The sequence below is a fragment of the Dactylosporangium sp. NPDC051485 genome (assembly GCF_040682015.1).
Classification (GTDB): domain Bacteria; phylum Actinomycetota; class Actinomycetes; order Mycobacteriales; family Micromonosporaceae; genus Dactylosporangium.
Window position 1 is genome coordinate 90,449 of sequence record NZ_JBFAZW010000011.1, and the last position, 14,530, is coordinate 104,978.

General features: G+C 72.1%; 16 protein-coding genes and 1 pseudogene. 5 read left to right on the top strand and 12 right to left on the bottom strand.

The features are described from left to right. Positions 1-15 precede the first annotated feature (15 nt). The 3 genes from AB0M46_RS08735 (at position 16) to AB0M46_RS08745 (ending at position 3,348) form a co-directional block, all read left to right on the top strand. Positions 16-1,221, top strand: coding sequence for a globin domain-containing protein (locus tag AB0M46_RS08735; protein ID WP_363333929.1), 1,206 nt, complete (start codon positions 16-18; stop codon positions 1,219-1,221). An 85-nt stretch (positions 1,222-1,306) separates the two neighbouring features. Continuing rightward, the gene (locus AB0M46_RS08740) at positions 1,307-1,639 is read left to right on the top strand and encodes a cupin domain-containing protein (RefSeq protein WP_363333931.1); all 333 of its coding nucleotides are present in this window, start codon (positions 1,307-1,309) and stop codon (positions 1,637-1,639) included. A gap of 242 nt (positions 1,640-1,881) precedes the next feature. Continuing rightward, positions 1,882-3,348 (top strand): glutamate synthase subunit beta, encoded by a 1,467-nt coding sequence (locus AB0M46_RS08745; RefSeq protein ID WP_363333933.1) that lies wholly within the window; start codon positions 1,882-1,884, stop codon positions 3,346-3,348. Between the two features lie 176 nt (positions 3,349-3,524). Here AB0M46_RS08745 and AB0M46_RS08750 read toward each other — a convergent pair whose 3' ends face one another. Then, positions 3,525-3,845 (bottom strand): GYD domain-containing protein, encoded by a 321-nt coding sequence (locus AB0M46_RS08750; RefSeq protein ID WP_363333935.1) that lies wholly within the window; start codon positions 3,843-3,845, stop codon positions 3,525-3,527. 203 nt (positions 3,846-4,048) lie between these two features. Here AB0M46_RS08750 and AB0M46_RS08755 point away from each other — a divergent pair. Continuing rightward, positions 4,049-4,183: pseudogene (locus AB0M46_RS08755) on the top strand (ABC transporter ATP-binding protein); the annotation flags it as partial. A 402-nt stretch (positions 4,184-4,585) separates the two neighbouring features. On the opposite strand, the gene AB0M46_RS08760 reads toward AB0M46_RS08755, so the two are convergent. Together AB0M46_RS08760 and AB0M46_RS08765 are read right to left on the bottom strand one after the other, a co-directional pair. Further along, a complete protein-coding gene (locus AB0M46_RS08760) occupies positions 4,586-5,086 on the bottom strand; it encodes a hypothetical protein (protein WP_363333937.1) in 501 nt (166 codons plus the stop codon). Positions 5,087-5,450: 364 nt separating this feature from the next. Further along, positions 5,451-5,945: a nuclear transport factor 2 family protein gene (locus tag AB0M46_RS08765; protein ID WP_363333939.1), complete on the bottom strand. Its 495-nt coding sequence runs from the start codon at positions 5,943-5,945 to the stop codon at positions 5,451-5,453. A 107-nt stretch (positions 5,946-6,052) separates the two neighbouring features. Here AB0M46_RS08765 and AB0M46_RS08770 point away from each other — a divergent pair, with 107 nt between their 5' ends. Next, a complete protein-coding gene (locus AB0M46_RS08770; RefSeq protein WP_363333941.1) occupies positions 6,053-6,994 on the top strand; it encodes a TIGR03619 family F420-dependent LLM class oxidoreductase in 942 nt (313 codons plus the stop codon). Here the strand turns inward: AB0M46_RS08770 and AB0M46_RS08775 are convergent. From AB0M46_RS08775 to AB0M46_RS08815, 9 genes are read right to left on the bottom strand one after another with little or no spacing between them, the layout of a single operon-like run. Further along, positions 6,964-7,947, bottom strand: a complete 984-nt coding sequence (locus AB0M46_RS08775; RefSeq protein ID WP_363333943.1) for an alcohol dehydrogenase catalytic domain-containing protein — start codon at positions 7,945-7,947, stop codon at positions 6,964-6,966. The two genes, AB0M46_RS08770 and AB0M46_RS08775, sit on opposite strands and share 31 nt — an antisense overlap. A gap of 24 nt (positions 7,948-7,971) precedes the next feature. Then, complete coding sequence (locus tag AB0M46_RS08780; RefSeq protein ID WP_363333945.1) at positions 7,972-8,259, bottom strand: hypothetical protein; 288 nt, start codon at positions 8,257-8,259, stop codon at positions 7,972-7,974. A 2-nt stretch (positions 8,260-8,261) separates the two neighbouring features. Then, the gene (locus tag AB0M46_RS08785) at positions 8,262-9,356 is read right to left on the bottom strand and encodes an ABC transporter substrate-binding protein (protein ID WP_363333947.1); all 1,095 of its coding nucleotides are present in this window, start codon (positions 9,354-9,356) and stop codon (positions 8,262-8,264) included. A 51-nt stretch (positions 9,357-9,407) separates the two neighbouring features. Continuing rightward, on the bottom strand, positions 9,408-10,298 hold the full coding sequence (locus AB0M46_RS08790; protein WP_363333949.1) for an ABC transporter permease: 891 nt from the start codon (positions 10,296-10,298) through the stop codon (positions 9,408-9,410). A 2-nt stretch (positions 10,299-10,300) separates the two neighbouring features. Beyond that, the gene (locus AB0M46_RS08795) at positions 10,301-11,134 is read right to left on the bottom strand and encodes an ABC transporter ATP-binding protein (RefSeq protein ID WP_363333951.1); all 834 of its coding nucleotides are present in this window, start codon (positions 11,132-11,134) and stop codon (positions 10,301-10,303) included. A 39-nt stretch (positions 11,135-11,173) separates the two neighbouring features. After that, on the bottom strand, positions 11,174-11,950 hold the full coding sequence (locus AB0M46_RS08800) for an SDR family oxidoreductase (RefSeq protein ID WP_363333953.1): 777 nt from the start codon (positions 11,948-11,950) through the stop codon (positions 11,174-11,176). After that, positions 11,941-12,564, bottom strand: a complete 624-nt coding sequence (locus AB0M46_RS08805) for an isochorismatase family cysteine hydrolase (protein WP_363333955.1) — start codon at positions 12,562-12,564, stop codon at positions 11,941-11,943. The genes AB0M46_RS08800 and AB0M46_RS08805 overlap by 10 nt, the downstream gene beginning before the upstream one ends. After that, a complete protein-coding gene (locus tag AB0M46_RS08810) occupies positions 12,561-13,640 on the bottom strand; it encodes a Gfo/Idh/MocA family oxidoreductase (protein WP_363333957.1) in 1,080 nt (359 codons plus the stop codon). The genes AB0M46_RS08805 and AB0M46_RS08810 overlap by 4 nt, the downstream gene beginning before the upstream one ends. A gap of 1 nt (position 13,641) precedes the next feature. Further along, complete coding sequence (locus AB0M46_RS08815) at positions 13,642-14,526, bottom strand: amidohydrolase family protein (RefSeq protein WP_363333958.1); 885 nt, start codon at positions 14,524-14,526, stop codon at positions 13,642-13,644. Positions 14,527-14,530: the final 4 nt, after the last annotated feature.

A 14,530-nucleotide genomic window follows, 5' to 3' on the forward strand; every position in this document is an offset into this window, starting at 1 on the left:
ATCTGGAGAACAACCATGCTGTCAGCCACGAATGCCCCGATCGTCGAGGCGACCCTCCCGGTCGTCGCCGACCACCTCGACGCCATCTCGGAGGTCTTCTACCACACGATGCTGGGCGAAAACCCCGACCTGCTCAACCTGTTCACGCGCAGCGCGCAGGCCACCGGCGAGCAGCGGCAGGCGCTGGCCGGTGCGGTGGCGGCCTTCGCGACGCACCTGGTCGGCGCGGGCCCGGACGCCGTGACGTTCGAGCACCTGGTGAACCGGATCGCGCACCGGCACTGCGCGCTGGGCATCCGCCCCGAGCAGTACACCATGGTCGGCCGGTATCTGCTCGCAGCGGTCGGCACCGTGCTCGGTGACGCGGTGACCCCGCAGATCGCGGCCGCCTGGGACGAGGTCTACTGGCTGTTCGCCACCCGGCTGATCGGGCGCGAGGCGCGCATCTACGCCGAGGCCGCCGTGGACGGCGAGAACCCCTGGCGCGAGTACGTCATCGCCAGCAAGACCGCCGAGGCGGACGACACCGTCTCGTTCGTCCTCACTCCGGCCGACGGCCGCCCGACCCCCGGGTTCCTTCCCGGGCAGTACGTCACCGTCGCCGCCGACCTGCACGACGGCACCCGCCAGCTGCGCCAGTACTCGCTGTCGCAGGCCGCCGACGACCAGACCTTGCGCATCACCGTGCGGCGCGTGCGCGGCAACGGCGGGGCGCCCGACGGGGTCGTCTCCAGCTTCCTGCACGACCACACGACCCCCGGGGACCGGCTGCGGCTGAGCCAGCCGTACGGCGACCTCTCCCTGGCCCCCGGCGACACGCCGCTGCTGCTGGTCAGCGGCGGGGTCGGCGTCACGCCGATGGCCGCCATCCTGGACCACGTGGCCCGCACCCAGCCGGCCCGGCACGTCACCGCCGTGCACGCCGACCGCAGCCTCGAGCGGCACCCGCTGCGCGCCCACATGCACGCCAGCGGCGCACGGCTGGACTCCTTCGACTCCCTCGTCTGGTACGAGCAGCCGACCCCGGACGCGTTCACCGGCCTGGTCGACGTGGACGCCATCCCGGTGCGCCCGGACGCCGAGGTGTACCTGTGCGGCCCGGTCCCGTTCATGCAGACAGTCCGCGCGGGCCTGCGTCGCCGCGGCGTCCCCGACGAGCGGATCCGCTACGAGGTGTTCGGCTCCGAGCAGTGGCGTGCCGCCCCGGTGTCGGCCGGCTGAAGTCTCTGGCGGCGGCAGCGTCGCCGCCCATCTCACCGAGCCTGGCATCGGCGTCCCGTCCCGACCAGTAACGGAAGGCATACCCATGCAGAAGCTCTCCCTTGACGCCCGGGCACGCGAGCACCTGGAACGCGCGGCGGCCTCCTCCACCGGCCGCAGCGCCGAGACCCTCTACGGCGGCCACGAACACACCCTGCGGCAGACCCTCGTCGCGCTGCGCGCGGGCACGTCCCTGGCCGAGCACGAAAACCCCGGCGAGGCGACGCTGCTCGTGCTGCGCGGGCGCGTACGGCTGCACAGCGGTGAGACCTCGTGGGAGGGCAGGACCGGGGATCTGCTCATCGTGCCGCCCGCCCGGCACGGCCTGGAAGCCGTCGAAGACGTCGCCGTGCTCCTGACTGTGGCCAAGACTCCCTGACGGCTGCACCACCGCGCTGGGCGCTCCGGGCGAGCGCCGCCCTGCTTGTGGGGGGCTCGCCCGGTGCCGCCGCGGACGTCGCTCGACGGTGGGTGTGGCGCATTCGGTGCTTCTGGCCCTTGTCAGACACCCGGGCGGTTCGGTTAGGGTGCCATCCACGACAGTGGGATAGCCGTCTCACATTTCGGGCCAATGTTGTCCCGTCGCGATCCGGATGCACCGCCAGGCGATGGAGGCCAGTCATGCCTGATCCGATGGGATTCATGAAGTACCGCAGGCAGCTGCCGCTGCTGCGCCCGGTGCCCGAGCGGGTCGCCGACTGGCGCGACGTGTACCAGCGCGTCGACGGACAGGTGATTCACGAGCAGTCCAGCCGGTGCATGAACTGTGGCGTCCCGTACTGCCACAACGCCTGTCCGCTGGGCAACCTGATCCCGGACTGGAACGACCTGGTGCGCGTCGGCGACTGGGAGCGCGCCGCGGAGGCGTTGCACGCCACGAACAACTTCCCCGAGTTCACGGGGCGGCTCTGCCCGGCACCGTGCGAGGCGGCCTGCGTCCTCGGCATCGGTGACGACCCGGTCACGATCAAGCAGGTAGAGGTCGAGATCATCAACCGCCTCACCGACGGCGGGCCGCTGCGGCCCTTCACCCCCGTGACGCCCTCCGGTCACAGCGTGGCCGTGGTCGGCTCCGGCCCGGCCGGTCTGGCCGCCGCGCAGCAGCTGGCGCGGGCCGGGCACGCGACGACCGTCTACGAGCGCAGCGACGCCGTCGGCGGCCTGCTCCGCTACGGCATCCCCGACTTCAAGCTGGAGAAGCGCCACATCGACCGGCGGGTCGAGCAGCTCGCCGCCGAGGGAGTGTCGTTCGTCACCAGCTGCGAGGTCGGCGTCGACGTCTCGCTGGCCGAGCTGCGGGAGCGGCACGACGCCGTCGTCCTGGCCTGCGGCGCCCTCGACCCGCGCGACGTGCCGGCCACTCCCGGTCGCGAGCTCAGCGGTATTCACCAGGCGATGGTGTACCTGGAGGGCGCGAACCGGGTCGTCGCCGGCTCGCTGGACGCGCCGCCGATCGACGCGGCCGGCCTGCATGTCATCGTCGTGGGCGGCGGCGACACGGCCGCGGACTGCCTCGGCACCGCGCACCGGCAGGGCGCGGCCAGCGTGCAGTTGGTGGAGGTGGCACCGCTGCCTCCGCCGCAGCGCGACGGCGGCCGCGATCCCTGGCCGACCTGGCCGACCATGCTGCGCAGTGGCTCGGCGCACGAGGAGGGCGGCGAGCGCAACTTCGGCTGCGCGGTGCGCCGTTTCGTCGGCGACGACGAGGGGCGGCTGCGCGCGGTCGAGCTGGTGGACGTGCTCATCGGCCCCGGCTTCACGCTGAGCGAGGTCGAAGGCACGGTTCGTGAGGTGCCGGCCGACCTGGCACTGCTCGCGATCGGATTCGCCGGTACGCAGCCCGGACCGCACCTGGCCCAGGCGAAGCTCACCCGCAACGGGCGCGGCACGATCGACGCCGGCGGCGACTGGCAGACCGAGGCGCCGGGCGTCTTCGTCGCCGGCGACGCCCGTCGGGGACCGTCGTTGATCGTCTGGGCGATCGCAGAGGGCCGCTCGGCCGCCGCGGCGGTCCACCAGTACCTGGGCGATGGTGGACGCCTGCCCACCCCGGTCACCCCGGCCTCGATGCCGCTCAGCGCGAGGTAGGTCGAGCTGCAGCCAGCACGACGGGGCCTATCGTCCCGTCGTGCTCGCCGCGGGGGCGGGCCGGCGACGCGCTGGAGGTCGCCGAGCGGGCCGGCCACGCCATCGACGACCTCCTGAAGGTCTGCGCCACCCGCGTCCACGGCGACATGAAGGTCGTGAACGGGGATGCGGTCGGATCAGATGCCGGGCGCGCGGTATTCGACGGTCTGGTGAACCGCCTGATCGATCTCGTCCGGGGCCAGCAGCGCCACAGTCTTGATGTTGGCTCCACCGGATGCGCCGATGGTGAGCGCGACTGCGGCAGCCGACTTGCTGTCCGGCAGTTCGCAGATTGCGAACGTGTCGGGCTCACCCAGGCTGAAGTCGAACGACTCAAGTCGTCCGCCGGCACTTTCGGCCATCTTCCGGGCCGCCTCGACTCGTCCGCTGCCGCCGTCCTTGAACAGCCCGCGGAGCCCGTCGAGCGTGTAGGTTGCCTCAAACAGGAATCTGGGCATTCGAGATCACCTCCTCAAGTCCGAGCGTAATCGCGGAAGGGACGCCTGCCGAACGGCTCGAACCGCCGTCTTGGGCAAATCCGGCCGGCGGGGTGAGCGGGAATACGACGCAGGCCCATCTGCACATAGCGTTCCGCACACCGCGGATCCGACCACGGGCTTACGCCCCTGGACCGACGCGCCGAACCCCACCCGGCGGCACGATGGGTCAAGTGATCGAAGTCCACGAGTTGACGAAGCGCTACGGCAAGAAGTTGGCGGTCGATAACCTGAGCTTCACCGTGCAACCCGGTCACGTGACCGGGTTCCTCGGCCCCAACGGTGCCGACAAGACCACCAGGTCGGAATCTGTGTCGATGCGGCGAGATCAGTCGCCACCATCGAGCCATGCCCAGCCTCGGGGCAAGGAAAAGCGCGGCCGGAGTTCGCCAGTCAGCCTCGGCCGACGTCGTGGCCAGGACGCGAAGCAGGAGGGAACCTGATGATTCCGTTGTCATTCGCGCAGCGGGCCGGACCGCGTGGAGCCCCGTTACGAACGCCGCCGCCGTCCTGCTCGGCTCGACACGCACGAACCGCCCCGCGAACGACGCGAGCACCCCGCCAAGCACTCGCCGCCAAGCGGCCGGGTCTCCGCTGTGACCAGCGGCCACTGTTGTGTCCACAACGCACAGACGATCACGCGGTGGTCGTCCCGCATCCACCCGGCCCGACCAGCAACATCTCAAACGGCGGCTGGAGTACTAGCCGCTGTGCACTTCAACGAATACCTCGGCTCTTTCGGGTCCAAGGTCGGCCGCAACGCTCACCCGAAGCGGCGACGTAGTTGCGAAATCCACGGCGATCACCGAAAAGGTTTTCTCCGGGTCCTGCGGCCATCCATATTCCGGAGGCGCGGAAGATACGAATTCCGCAATACTCAGGGTTGCTGGTCCCGTGAACCGATTCTGGGTGAGAAAGTCGTCGACACACTGGCGCGAGGAGCTGACCCGGAGGGAAACTATCGTAGACATGCCGAAGGCGTCCGAGTACGTCGAGTAGCGCACGGCCGACTGGGCGCAGTCCGGCAGCGTGATATGCGCCCACTTCAAGCTGTCGCTCAGCGAATAGTCGCCACTACCCGGATAGGCGCGGGGGTCGGGCTTCGCAAAGAGCCACGTGCCCACGGCAGCCACTGATGCCACCGTGACTACGACCAGGACCAGGATCAGCAACACCGTCCGGCGCCGCACCTTGCTGCTCAAGGCCTTCAATCGCAGTCCGCTCATTTCTTCCCGGTGCACTCAGGGACCGCCTGGCGTAGCCGGTCGTGGTGCCGTCGGGGTTGAGGATGAGTCGCGAGCGGCACTGCATCAGTCTCCCCCAGGCGCCTGGGACGTACTGCGTCGCCTGGGGGAGAGGCTGTCGGGAAGGGCGAGCTGCGGTACTGCGCCGGTCGTCGAGGCTCCGGCCGACGTGCGGCTCACCACGGCGCGGGACGTCACCGGCCGGGCGGCGGGGCCGGAGCGGGCCGAGGCCGGGGCGGCGGTGTGGGCCCGCGACCATGCCGCGAACTTCCGGTGAGCGGCGACACCATCACATCCGCCGGGGCGGCGCCGCCGCTCGCCGTCACGGCGTGACCAGCCGGTCCCGGAGCCGGTAGACGTAGTCCTCGCGGTCGCGACGCCCGGCGGGGCCAGGTCCCTCGCGGGGCATGAACAGGCCGGCCTCCGCGCGCGTCCACTCGCGGGAGGCGTACCGCTCCAGGATCCGCCACTCGCCGTCGCGGCGCTCCACGATGTCGACGTAGCGGAAGCCGCTGGTGAAGTTCAGCTGCGGGCTGTCCGACGGCGTGCCCCAATGCACCGCCATGCCGTACGTCTCCGACAGCGCCCGGTCGCCCACGACCTCCACGAGGTGGTTGGCGACCAGGTGCATGGTGCCGTCGAAGCCGCGCAGCTTCGGCTCCACCCAGGCGATGTACGCCTCGACCGGGCCGTCGAAGCCGGTGTGGTGGTCGATCGCCCCGGCGTGGTAGCAGGACCGGACCAGTTCCATGTCCAGTCGGTCGATGCCCCGGCAGTACCGGCACACCAGTTCGCGGATCGCATCCTCGTTCGTCATGAAACCTCCTCGGGGCGAGCCTGGTGCGATCCGGGCCCGCGCGGTTAAGCTACCAAGCACTTGCTTGGTTCGGGAATCGGTTGGCTGGCAACGGAAGCGGGGTCGCGATGGTGCGGTTGGGCTTCAATCTCATGGGTGTCGAGGAGCTCTACGGCGGCCGGTTCGCCGGGGTGCTCGAGGCGGCCGCGCTGGCCGACCGGATGGGCGTCGACCTGCTCGTGCTGCCCGACCACGTGACGATGAGCGAGCGCGCGCACCGGGAGCGGGTCACCGTCGGCTTTCCGTACCCGATCACGAGCAACTGGTACGAACCCCTGACCGCACTCGCGGCCGTCGCCGGCGTCACCGGGCGCGCCCGCCTCGGCACCAACGTGCTCGTCGCGCCGATCCGGCCCGCGGTACTGCTGGCCAAGCAGCTCGCCACCCTCGACGTCATCTGCGACGGGCGCCTCGACGTGGGGCTCGGGGTCGGCTGGCAGGAGGAGGAGTACCGCACCACCGAGCGCGCGTTCGAGGGCCGCTTCGGCTACCTCGAGGAGCAGGTCGCCGTGTGCCGGGCGCTCTGGGCCGGCGGGCCCGCGGCGCATGCCGGGAAGCGGCTGGAGTTCGCGGACCTGCACAGCATGCCGGTCCCGGTGCAGGGCGCGGATCTGCGGCTGTCGTTCGGCTTCAACCCGACCCCGCGGGCGATCGAGCGCATCGTGCGGCTCGGGCTGGGCTGGTGGGCGGCGCCGATGCCGGTCGAGGCCGTGCGGGCCGCGATCGCCGGCCTGCGCGCGGAGTGCGAGCGGGTCGGCCGGGCCCCGGGCTCGGTCGCCGTCACCGCGGCCACGACCCTGGTGGCGCACGGGACGACGGCCGAGGAGGCCGGTGCCATGCCGGTCCTGCAGGAGGCGCGGGCGCTGTGGGACGCCGGCGCCGACTGCGTCATCGTCCACCCGCTCGCGTTCCTCCGGACGCCGCAGGAGCTGCCGGCCTTCCTGCAGCCTCTGCTCGACGCCCGCGATGAGCACGAGGCTCACTCGGCCTCGACGACGATTTTGAGCTGACCCGCGCGCGGCGTGGCCGCGAGATCGTAGGCCTCCTGGACGCGGGTCATCGGCAGGCGGTGGGTGACGTAGGCGTCCAGGATCGCCGGGTGGTCACGCAGGTACTGCTGCGCCAGCCGCAGCACCCGCTGCCGGTCCTTGGTCGTGCCGGCCCGCAGCGTCAGGTCCTTGCGGAAGAACGTGTGCATCGGCACCGGGTACACCAGGTCGTCCGGCACCCCGAAGTAGTAGACCAGCCCGCCGCCCGCGGCCGCGTCGATCGCGCAGGCCAGGGTGCCGACCTGGTGCCCGATGGACTCGACCACGACCTGCGGCCGGTCGGCGGGGCCGAGCGACTCCGCCCACCGGTCGCAGGATGCGTGCACGAACTCGTCGACGCCGAAGGCCGGCGCCTGCGCCGACCGGTCGACGCGATCGACGCCGACGACAAAGGCCTCGTGCGTCTTGAGCACGTGGCTGAACAGCATGCCGATCGGGCCCTGGCCGAGCACGGCGACCCGCTGCCCGGACACGTCGCCCATCCGCTCGACCGCGTAGATGACGCAGGCCAGCGGCTGGGCGACGATCGCCTCGGCGGGGGACAGCCGGCCGTCGTCGGGGACGAGCGAGTCGCCCTCGGTGACGACCAGCTCGGCGATCGCGTCCTGGCCCAGTGCCCAGCCGACCGCGGTGGTGCCGGGCTCGAAGCCGGGATGGCGGGAGGCGAGCACCTCGCCGACGACCTCGTGCATCGGGCAGCCCACGCCCGGCGGCGCACCGTCGGGATGATTGCCCAGGCCGCCCTGGCGCTGGATGGCGCCCTTGAACAGCGGCATGTCGCTGCCGCAGATCGCGCCGGCGCGCACCCGCAGCAGCACCTCGCCGGGGGCGAGGGCCGCCGCGAGCGGCGCCGGCACGCTCACGTGGGCGAACGTCGAGGGAGCCACGAGCCGGGCCGCCCACATGTCACGCATCGCAGTGCCCTTTCCAGAAAAGAGTCAGCGCATCGACTCGACGTAGCGGCGAATGACCTCGATGCCGTCGAACAGTTCGGTGAACGTCCACTCCCGCGGCGCGTCCGGGGCCGCCCGCAGCAGTGCGAGCAGTTCCTCCTCGCTCCCCGCGTTCGCGACGATCATCCGCCCGCCGCCGGCCATCGAGTACAGGCAGTCGAACGTGCCGTCGGCCAGCCGCGCCGAGATCCAGTCGACGGCCGCGTCGGCGATACGCAGGCCCAGCTGCGGATCGACCGGGCCGTGGTGGCCGATGGCCAGGTACTTGCGCATCGCTACGCCGACACCGCGGTCTGCCGCGGCCGGTCGTCGAAGATCTGCGCGTCGGAGAGCGGCTTGTCGAAGTTGACGATCCCGCCGATCCCGGCCCAGGCGGTCTCGATCGGCCCGATGTTGCCGACCGGGAACTTGAAGTCCGGGTCGAAGATCAGGCTGGACGGCCCGGTCAGCGACTCCTCCTTCGCCTCCATCGACTTGACGAGGCCCGCCTTCACCTCCGGGTTGCTGCGGTAGTCGCCCTGCAGGTAGGTGCGGCTGGTCCGGACCAGCGCGCGCAGGATGGCCGCGGCCACGTCGGGCTTCTCGGTGCGGATCTTGCCCATCCAGTAGCTCGTGATCGAGGCCGTGAACGGGATGATGAGCTTGTGCCCGGCCTTCTCGGCGGTGCTCCAGACCGGGTCGCTGAGGTTGCCGGCGTCGACGGAGCCGGAGTCGAGCCCGGCCAGCAGGTCGGCGCCGCCCAGCGGGACGATCGTCACGTCCTTCACGGTGAGGTTGCAGGTCTTGAGGTACGCGGCCAGCTCGACCACGGCCGGCGAGCCCAGCCCGGTGGCCGAGCCGGTCGACACCTTCTTGCCCTTCAGGTCGCAGGCGCTGAACGTGCCGTCCGGCTTGAGCAGCGTCTTGCGCACGTAGTAGCCCTGGTGGTTGGCCGGGCTCCAGCTGACGCCGCCGCCGATGCCCTTGATGTCGGCGCCGCCCGCGATGGCGTTGAACAGGCCCGCCGACGGTGCGGCCGGGGCGAAGTCGATGTCGCCCTTCTGCATGAGCACGACGAGGTTGTTCGTCTGGACGAGCTGGATATTGATCTTGATGTTTTCCTTCTTGAACTCGCCGAAGTGCTCGGCGAGCAGCAGCGGGGCGTACGCCTCGATGTTGCGGAAGGGGATCGAGGCGTTGACCGTGACCTCGTTCGGCAGCGGCTTCGGCGCGGGGGTGTTCGGCCCGGTGGGGCCGGCGCTGAGCGCGGTCGTGGGCTGGTTCGCGGTCGGGTTCGCGGCGGGGGTGGTGCCGCTGTCGCCACACGCGGCCAGCAGCGTGGCGGCGAGTGCGGCAACGGCGACGAAAGACGTCGCGGCTAATCGGTGCACGGCGGATTCCTTTCGCGGAGCGGGGGTGTTGGAGGGGGTGTAGGAGAAAAGTCAGAGGAGATTGCGGTCGCCGCCCTCGATCTCGACGCGCGCCCACGGCAGCACGAGCAGCGACACCCACTTGACGATGTTGCTCAGCAGCAGGCCCATGAGCGCGACGGCGACGATCCCGACGTACATCCGCGGCGCCTGGAAGAGCGTCCAGGAGTACCAGGTGAGATAGCCGATGCCCTGGTTCGCCTGGGTGAACTCGACGCCGACCATCATGAGCACGGCGACGCTGACCGACATCCGCAGGCCGATGAACATCTGCGGCAGCGCGGCCGGGAACATCACGTGCCGGAAGGTCTGCCACGGCCCGGCGTCGAAGCTCTGCGCCACTTCCCGGTGCCCGGGGCTCACGGCCAGGAACGCGGTCATCGTGCTGACCCACATGAAGAAGAAGACCGTCATGCCGATGGCCACGTTCAGGGCGGTGTCGGTGAGCCCGAAGATGAGCAGCAGCAGGGGGAAGACGGCCAGCTTCGGCACCGTGTACAGGGCCGACAGCAGCGGCTCGAGCGTCGCCCGGATCCATCGCGAGGCGCCGAGGGCGACCCCGGCGGCCACGCCCGTCACGACGCCCATGCCGCAGCCGATGAGCACCCGGGTCAGGCTGACCCACAGGTGCTTGAACAGCTCGCCGCTCTCGATGAGCTCGAGCGCGGCGTCCCAGACCTTGGTCGGCGGGGGGAAGAACAACGGGTTCACGGCGCCGCTCGTGGCGGCCACCTGCCACACCACGAACAGCACGACCGGGGCGCCGAAGCCCAGCACGGTCTCGGCGATGCGGCGCCTCCGGCGGCGGCCCGCGGCCCGCTCCGGCGACGCCGAGGCCTCGCGGCGCACCAGCCGCCCATTCGTCTGCCCGTCCGGCGGCACGAGCGCGGTCACCTGGGTCACGGCTACTCCTCTCCCGCCGCCAGCGAGGCCTGGACCTCGTCGCGCAGCACATCCCAGACGTTCTGTTGCAGGGCCGCGAACTCGGGCGTGCCGCGCAGGTCGCTCGAGCGCGGCCGATCGAACGGGACCGTGATGTCGCTGACCACCCGGCCGGGCCGCGCCGACACGACGACCACGCGGTCGCCGAGCACGAGGGCCTCCTCGAGGCTGTGGGTCACGAAGATGACGGTGCGCCGGTCCTCCTCCCAGACCTTGAGCAGCACCTCCTGCAGCACGACCCGCATCTGGGCGTCCACGGCCGCGAACGGCTCATCCATGAGCAGAATCTGCGGTTGTACGGCCAGTGCCCGCGCGATCGACACGCGTTGCCGCATGCCGCCGGAGAGCGTCGCCGGATACGCCTTCTCGAAGCCCGCGAGTCCGAGCCGGCGGATCCAGTCCATCGCCCGCGCGTTGGCCTCCCGCCGCGGTACCTTCGCCATGTCCAGCCCGAACCGGACGTTCGCCAGCACCGTCTTCCAGGGCAGCACGCCGTAGTCCTGGAAGACCATCGACGTCGCGGCCCGGCCCTCGTCGAGCCAGAGGTCGAGCGTGCCCGCGGTCGGCGGCAGCAGCCCGTTGACGACGCGCAGGAACGTCGACTTGCCGCAGCCGGACGGGCCGACCAGGCAGACGAACTCGCCGTCCGCGACCGTCAGGTCGAGCGGGCCGAGGGCGTGCACCTTCTGCTTGCCGGAGATGAACTGCCGCTCGACGCCCGTCGCGAGCAGCTTGGCGCCGGTGGGTGGGGCCGGCGCCGGCGGGGGCGGCGCCGTGGGCCGTGTCTGTGTGTCCACTGTGCTCCAGGTGTCTTCAGGGGTGGGCGGAGGACGGGGTCAGCCGAACCACTGGCCGGCGTTCACGTCGAGCGTCTGGCCGGTCACGCCGGTCGATGCCCGGGAGCCGAAGAAGGCGACCACGTCGGCCACCTCGCGGGGTGTCACGAACCGGCCCAGGCACGTCGCCGCCTCGGCGTCGTGGCGGGCCTGCGCGGCGCCGGCGCCCGAGCGCGCGCCGGCGTCGGCGAAGAACGCCTCGAGGTTCTCGGACTCGATGTAGCCGGGGACCACGGCGTTGACCCGGATGCCGTGCGGGCCGAGCTCGTGGGCCAGCACCTGCACCAGGGTGAGCATCGCGGACTTCATCGCCGCGTAGATCCCGGACTCGGGGTAGGGCCGCCGGGCCGAGATCGAGCTCACCAGCACGACGGAGGCCCCCCGGCCCTTCATGAGGGGCAGCAGCTCGTACAGCAGGTTGGTGGCCGACAGGATGTTGCCGTCGACGGCGGCGTGCCAGTCCGCGGCCGTGCGCTCGCCCAGCGACCCGAGCGGCGGGCGGGAGAACGCGTTGTGCACCAGGACGTCGACCGCGCCGAAGCGCTCGCCGATGCGCCGGGCCGCCTCGGCGCAGCCGCTGCGGTCGGTCAGGTCGGTGGGCAGGCACAGCGCCGCCCGCCCGGTCGCGGCGACCTCGCCGGCGACCTCCTCCAGGTAGGGGGCCCGGCGGGCGAGCAGGGCCACGTCGGCCCCGGCCGCGGCGAAGGCCACGGCGAGCTCGCGGCCCAGCCCCGGGCCGACACCGGCGATGGCGGCGCACCGTCCACTCAGCTCCATGCCGCCACCACCTCGTCCACCGTGGACAGCCAGGCCAGGTGGCGCAGGGTGTAGCGCAGCACGTCGGCGGCGTACTCGGCCGGGGCGCCGGCCACCGCGTCGGTGGGCACGACTACGCGGTACCCCAGCCCGATCGCCTCCATCGAGGCGCCCGGGATGCCCATGTTCAGCGACACCCCGACCAGCACCACCGTGCGCACCCCGAGGCCGCGCAGGGTGGCGTCGAGCTCGGTCCCGGTGAACGGGGTCACGCCGTGGCTCCGCTCGACCGTGACGTCGCCGGGCTCCGGCCCCAGCTCGGCCAGCACCCGCGCCGAGACCGAGCCGGTGAGCAGGTGCTCGGGCATCGCCTCGGCGCGGCGCAGGATCGGGGCGTTGGCGCCCGCCCGGCGGCCGCCGGGCCGGTGGGCCACGGTGGCGTGCACGACCGCGACCCCGGCCGTGCGGGCCGCGGCCAGCAGGCGGCGCACGGCGTCGACGCCGCCGTCGGCCCGCAGCCGCTCGCCGAGGTCCGGCACCAGGCTCTCGGGGCCGACGATGCCGCGCTGCAGCTCCATCGTCAGCACGGCGGTGTCGGCCGGCCGGACGAGGCCGGGGTCGAGTCGTCGGCTCATCGCGCTCCTCGGGGGCGGGCGGGGACGGTGACGGTGCGGTGCCGCTCGGCCGAGGCCTGGATCGCCTCGACGACGCGCAGGACGGACAGGCCGTCGGCGAAGGTCGCCGGGCGGGGGAACTCGGGTGCCGGCGGCTCGTCGGGGCGTTCGAGGCGGCGGTACAGCCACTGCGCGAGGCCGGTGTAGGCGGCGATCTCCAGCGCCGTCCAGGGCCGCGGGTCGGCGGCGTCGGCGGCCGGCGGCGGGGGCGGCTGCGGGGTGAGCCGGCGCGTCCCGTCCGCGGTGGCGAGGAAGGCGTGACCGTCCACGATGGACACGGTGCCGGCGGTGCCGGCGACCCGGGTCACCTCGGCCGGCTCGCCCCAGGCCGCCGCGCACTCCTGGAGCACGCCGGTCGCGCCGCTCGCGGTGCGCAGCAGCACGCCGTAGCCGTCGTCGGCGGCGCCGGCCGGCCGCGGCACCGCCTGGCCGAGCGTCGCCGACACCTCGGCGATGGGGCCGAGCCAGAGCTGGAGCTGATCGAGCAGGTGGGTGCCGTTCGCCCGCAGCCAGCCGCCGCCGCGCGCCGGGTCGAACCACCAGCCGGGGGCGCCCGCGTCCGCGGCGGCGAGGATCGGGTAGGAGCGGATGATCGTGGCCGTGTGCGGGCGGCCGACGAGGCCGGTGGCGATCGCCTCCCGGACCGCCTCGATCGCCGGGTCCCAGCGGAACTCGGTGCCGACCAGCGCCACGAGCCCGGCCGCGGCGGCCGCCTCCGTCACCCGCTCGGCCTGGGCGACGGTGAGCGCCAGCGGCTTCTCGCAGACCACGTGCCGGCCGGCGGCGATCGCCAGCGCGGCCAGCTCGGCGTGGGTGTCGGGCGGGGTGGCGATCGTGACGACGTCGGCGGCGGTGGCCTCCAGCGCCGCCGCGAGCGAGTCGAACCCGGCCGCGACGCCGATCCGCTGGGCGCGGCGGGTCGTGCGCTCGACGTCCTGCCCGACGAGCGCGGCCACCTCGAACCCGGCCGCGCGCAGGGCCGGCACGTGCACGCGCAGGCCGAAGCCGGTGCCCGCGACGATCGCCCGGCGGCCCACGTCAGGCCCCGTCCGCGGCGAGGCCGAGCACCCGCAGGGCGTTGGTGCGCAGGAACTTCTCCCACACGTGCTCGTGCAGCGGCAGGTCGTCGAGCTCGGTGAAGATGCGCTCCAGGGACAGGCCCATCGGGAAGTAGCCGGCGTAGAGCACCTTGTCGGCACCTCGGGTGTTGGCGAAGTCGAGGATCGCCTTCGGGTAGTAGCGCGGGGCGAAGGCACTGGTCGAGTAGTACAGGTTCGGCCACTTCAGCAGCAGCTTGACGGCCAGGTCGACCCACGGCTCGCAGCCGTGGCGGGTGACGAAGCGCAGCTCGGGGAAGAACCAGCAGACCTCGTCGATGAGGGCGACCTCCTGGGCCGCGAACGGCACCCGAGGCCCGGGCACGCCGGCGCAGACGAAGATCGGGATGTCCAGGTCGATGCAGGCGGCATACAGCGGGTAGAAGCGCTTGTCGTTGATGGGCACCGGCGGGTTGCAGCCGCTGGGCATCGCGCTGGCGGCGACCACGCCCAGCTCCTCGACCGCCCGCCGCAGCGCGCGCACGCCCTCCATCCCGGCGTTGGGGTCGACCGGGTAGGCGCCGAGGAACCGGTCGGGGTGCTCGCGCAGGGCCGCGACCGAGAGCGCGTCGTCGAAGCTCACCGTGATCATGCCGCGCTCGACGCCCCAGCGGTCCATCTCCAGCAGCACGGCCTTGGCCCCGTCGGAGCTGAACCGCTCGCCGGGCAGGCTCTTGTACATGTACTCGGCGGGAAACCGGTAGGTCTCCCGGCTCTCCTGGTCGCGCAGCTGGCTGCCGAGGAAGCGGCGCCAGCTGTCGTCGCCGGGTCCCTTGGGGATTCCCATCATCAGGTCGACGACGCCGATGTCGGTGGGCCTGGGCATCGCC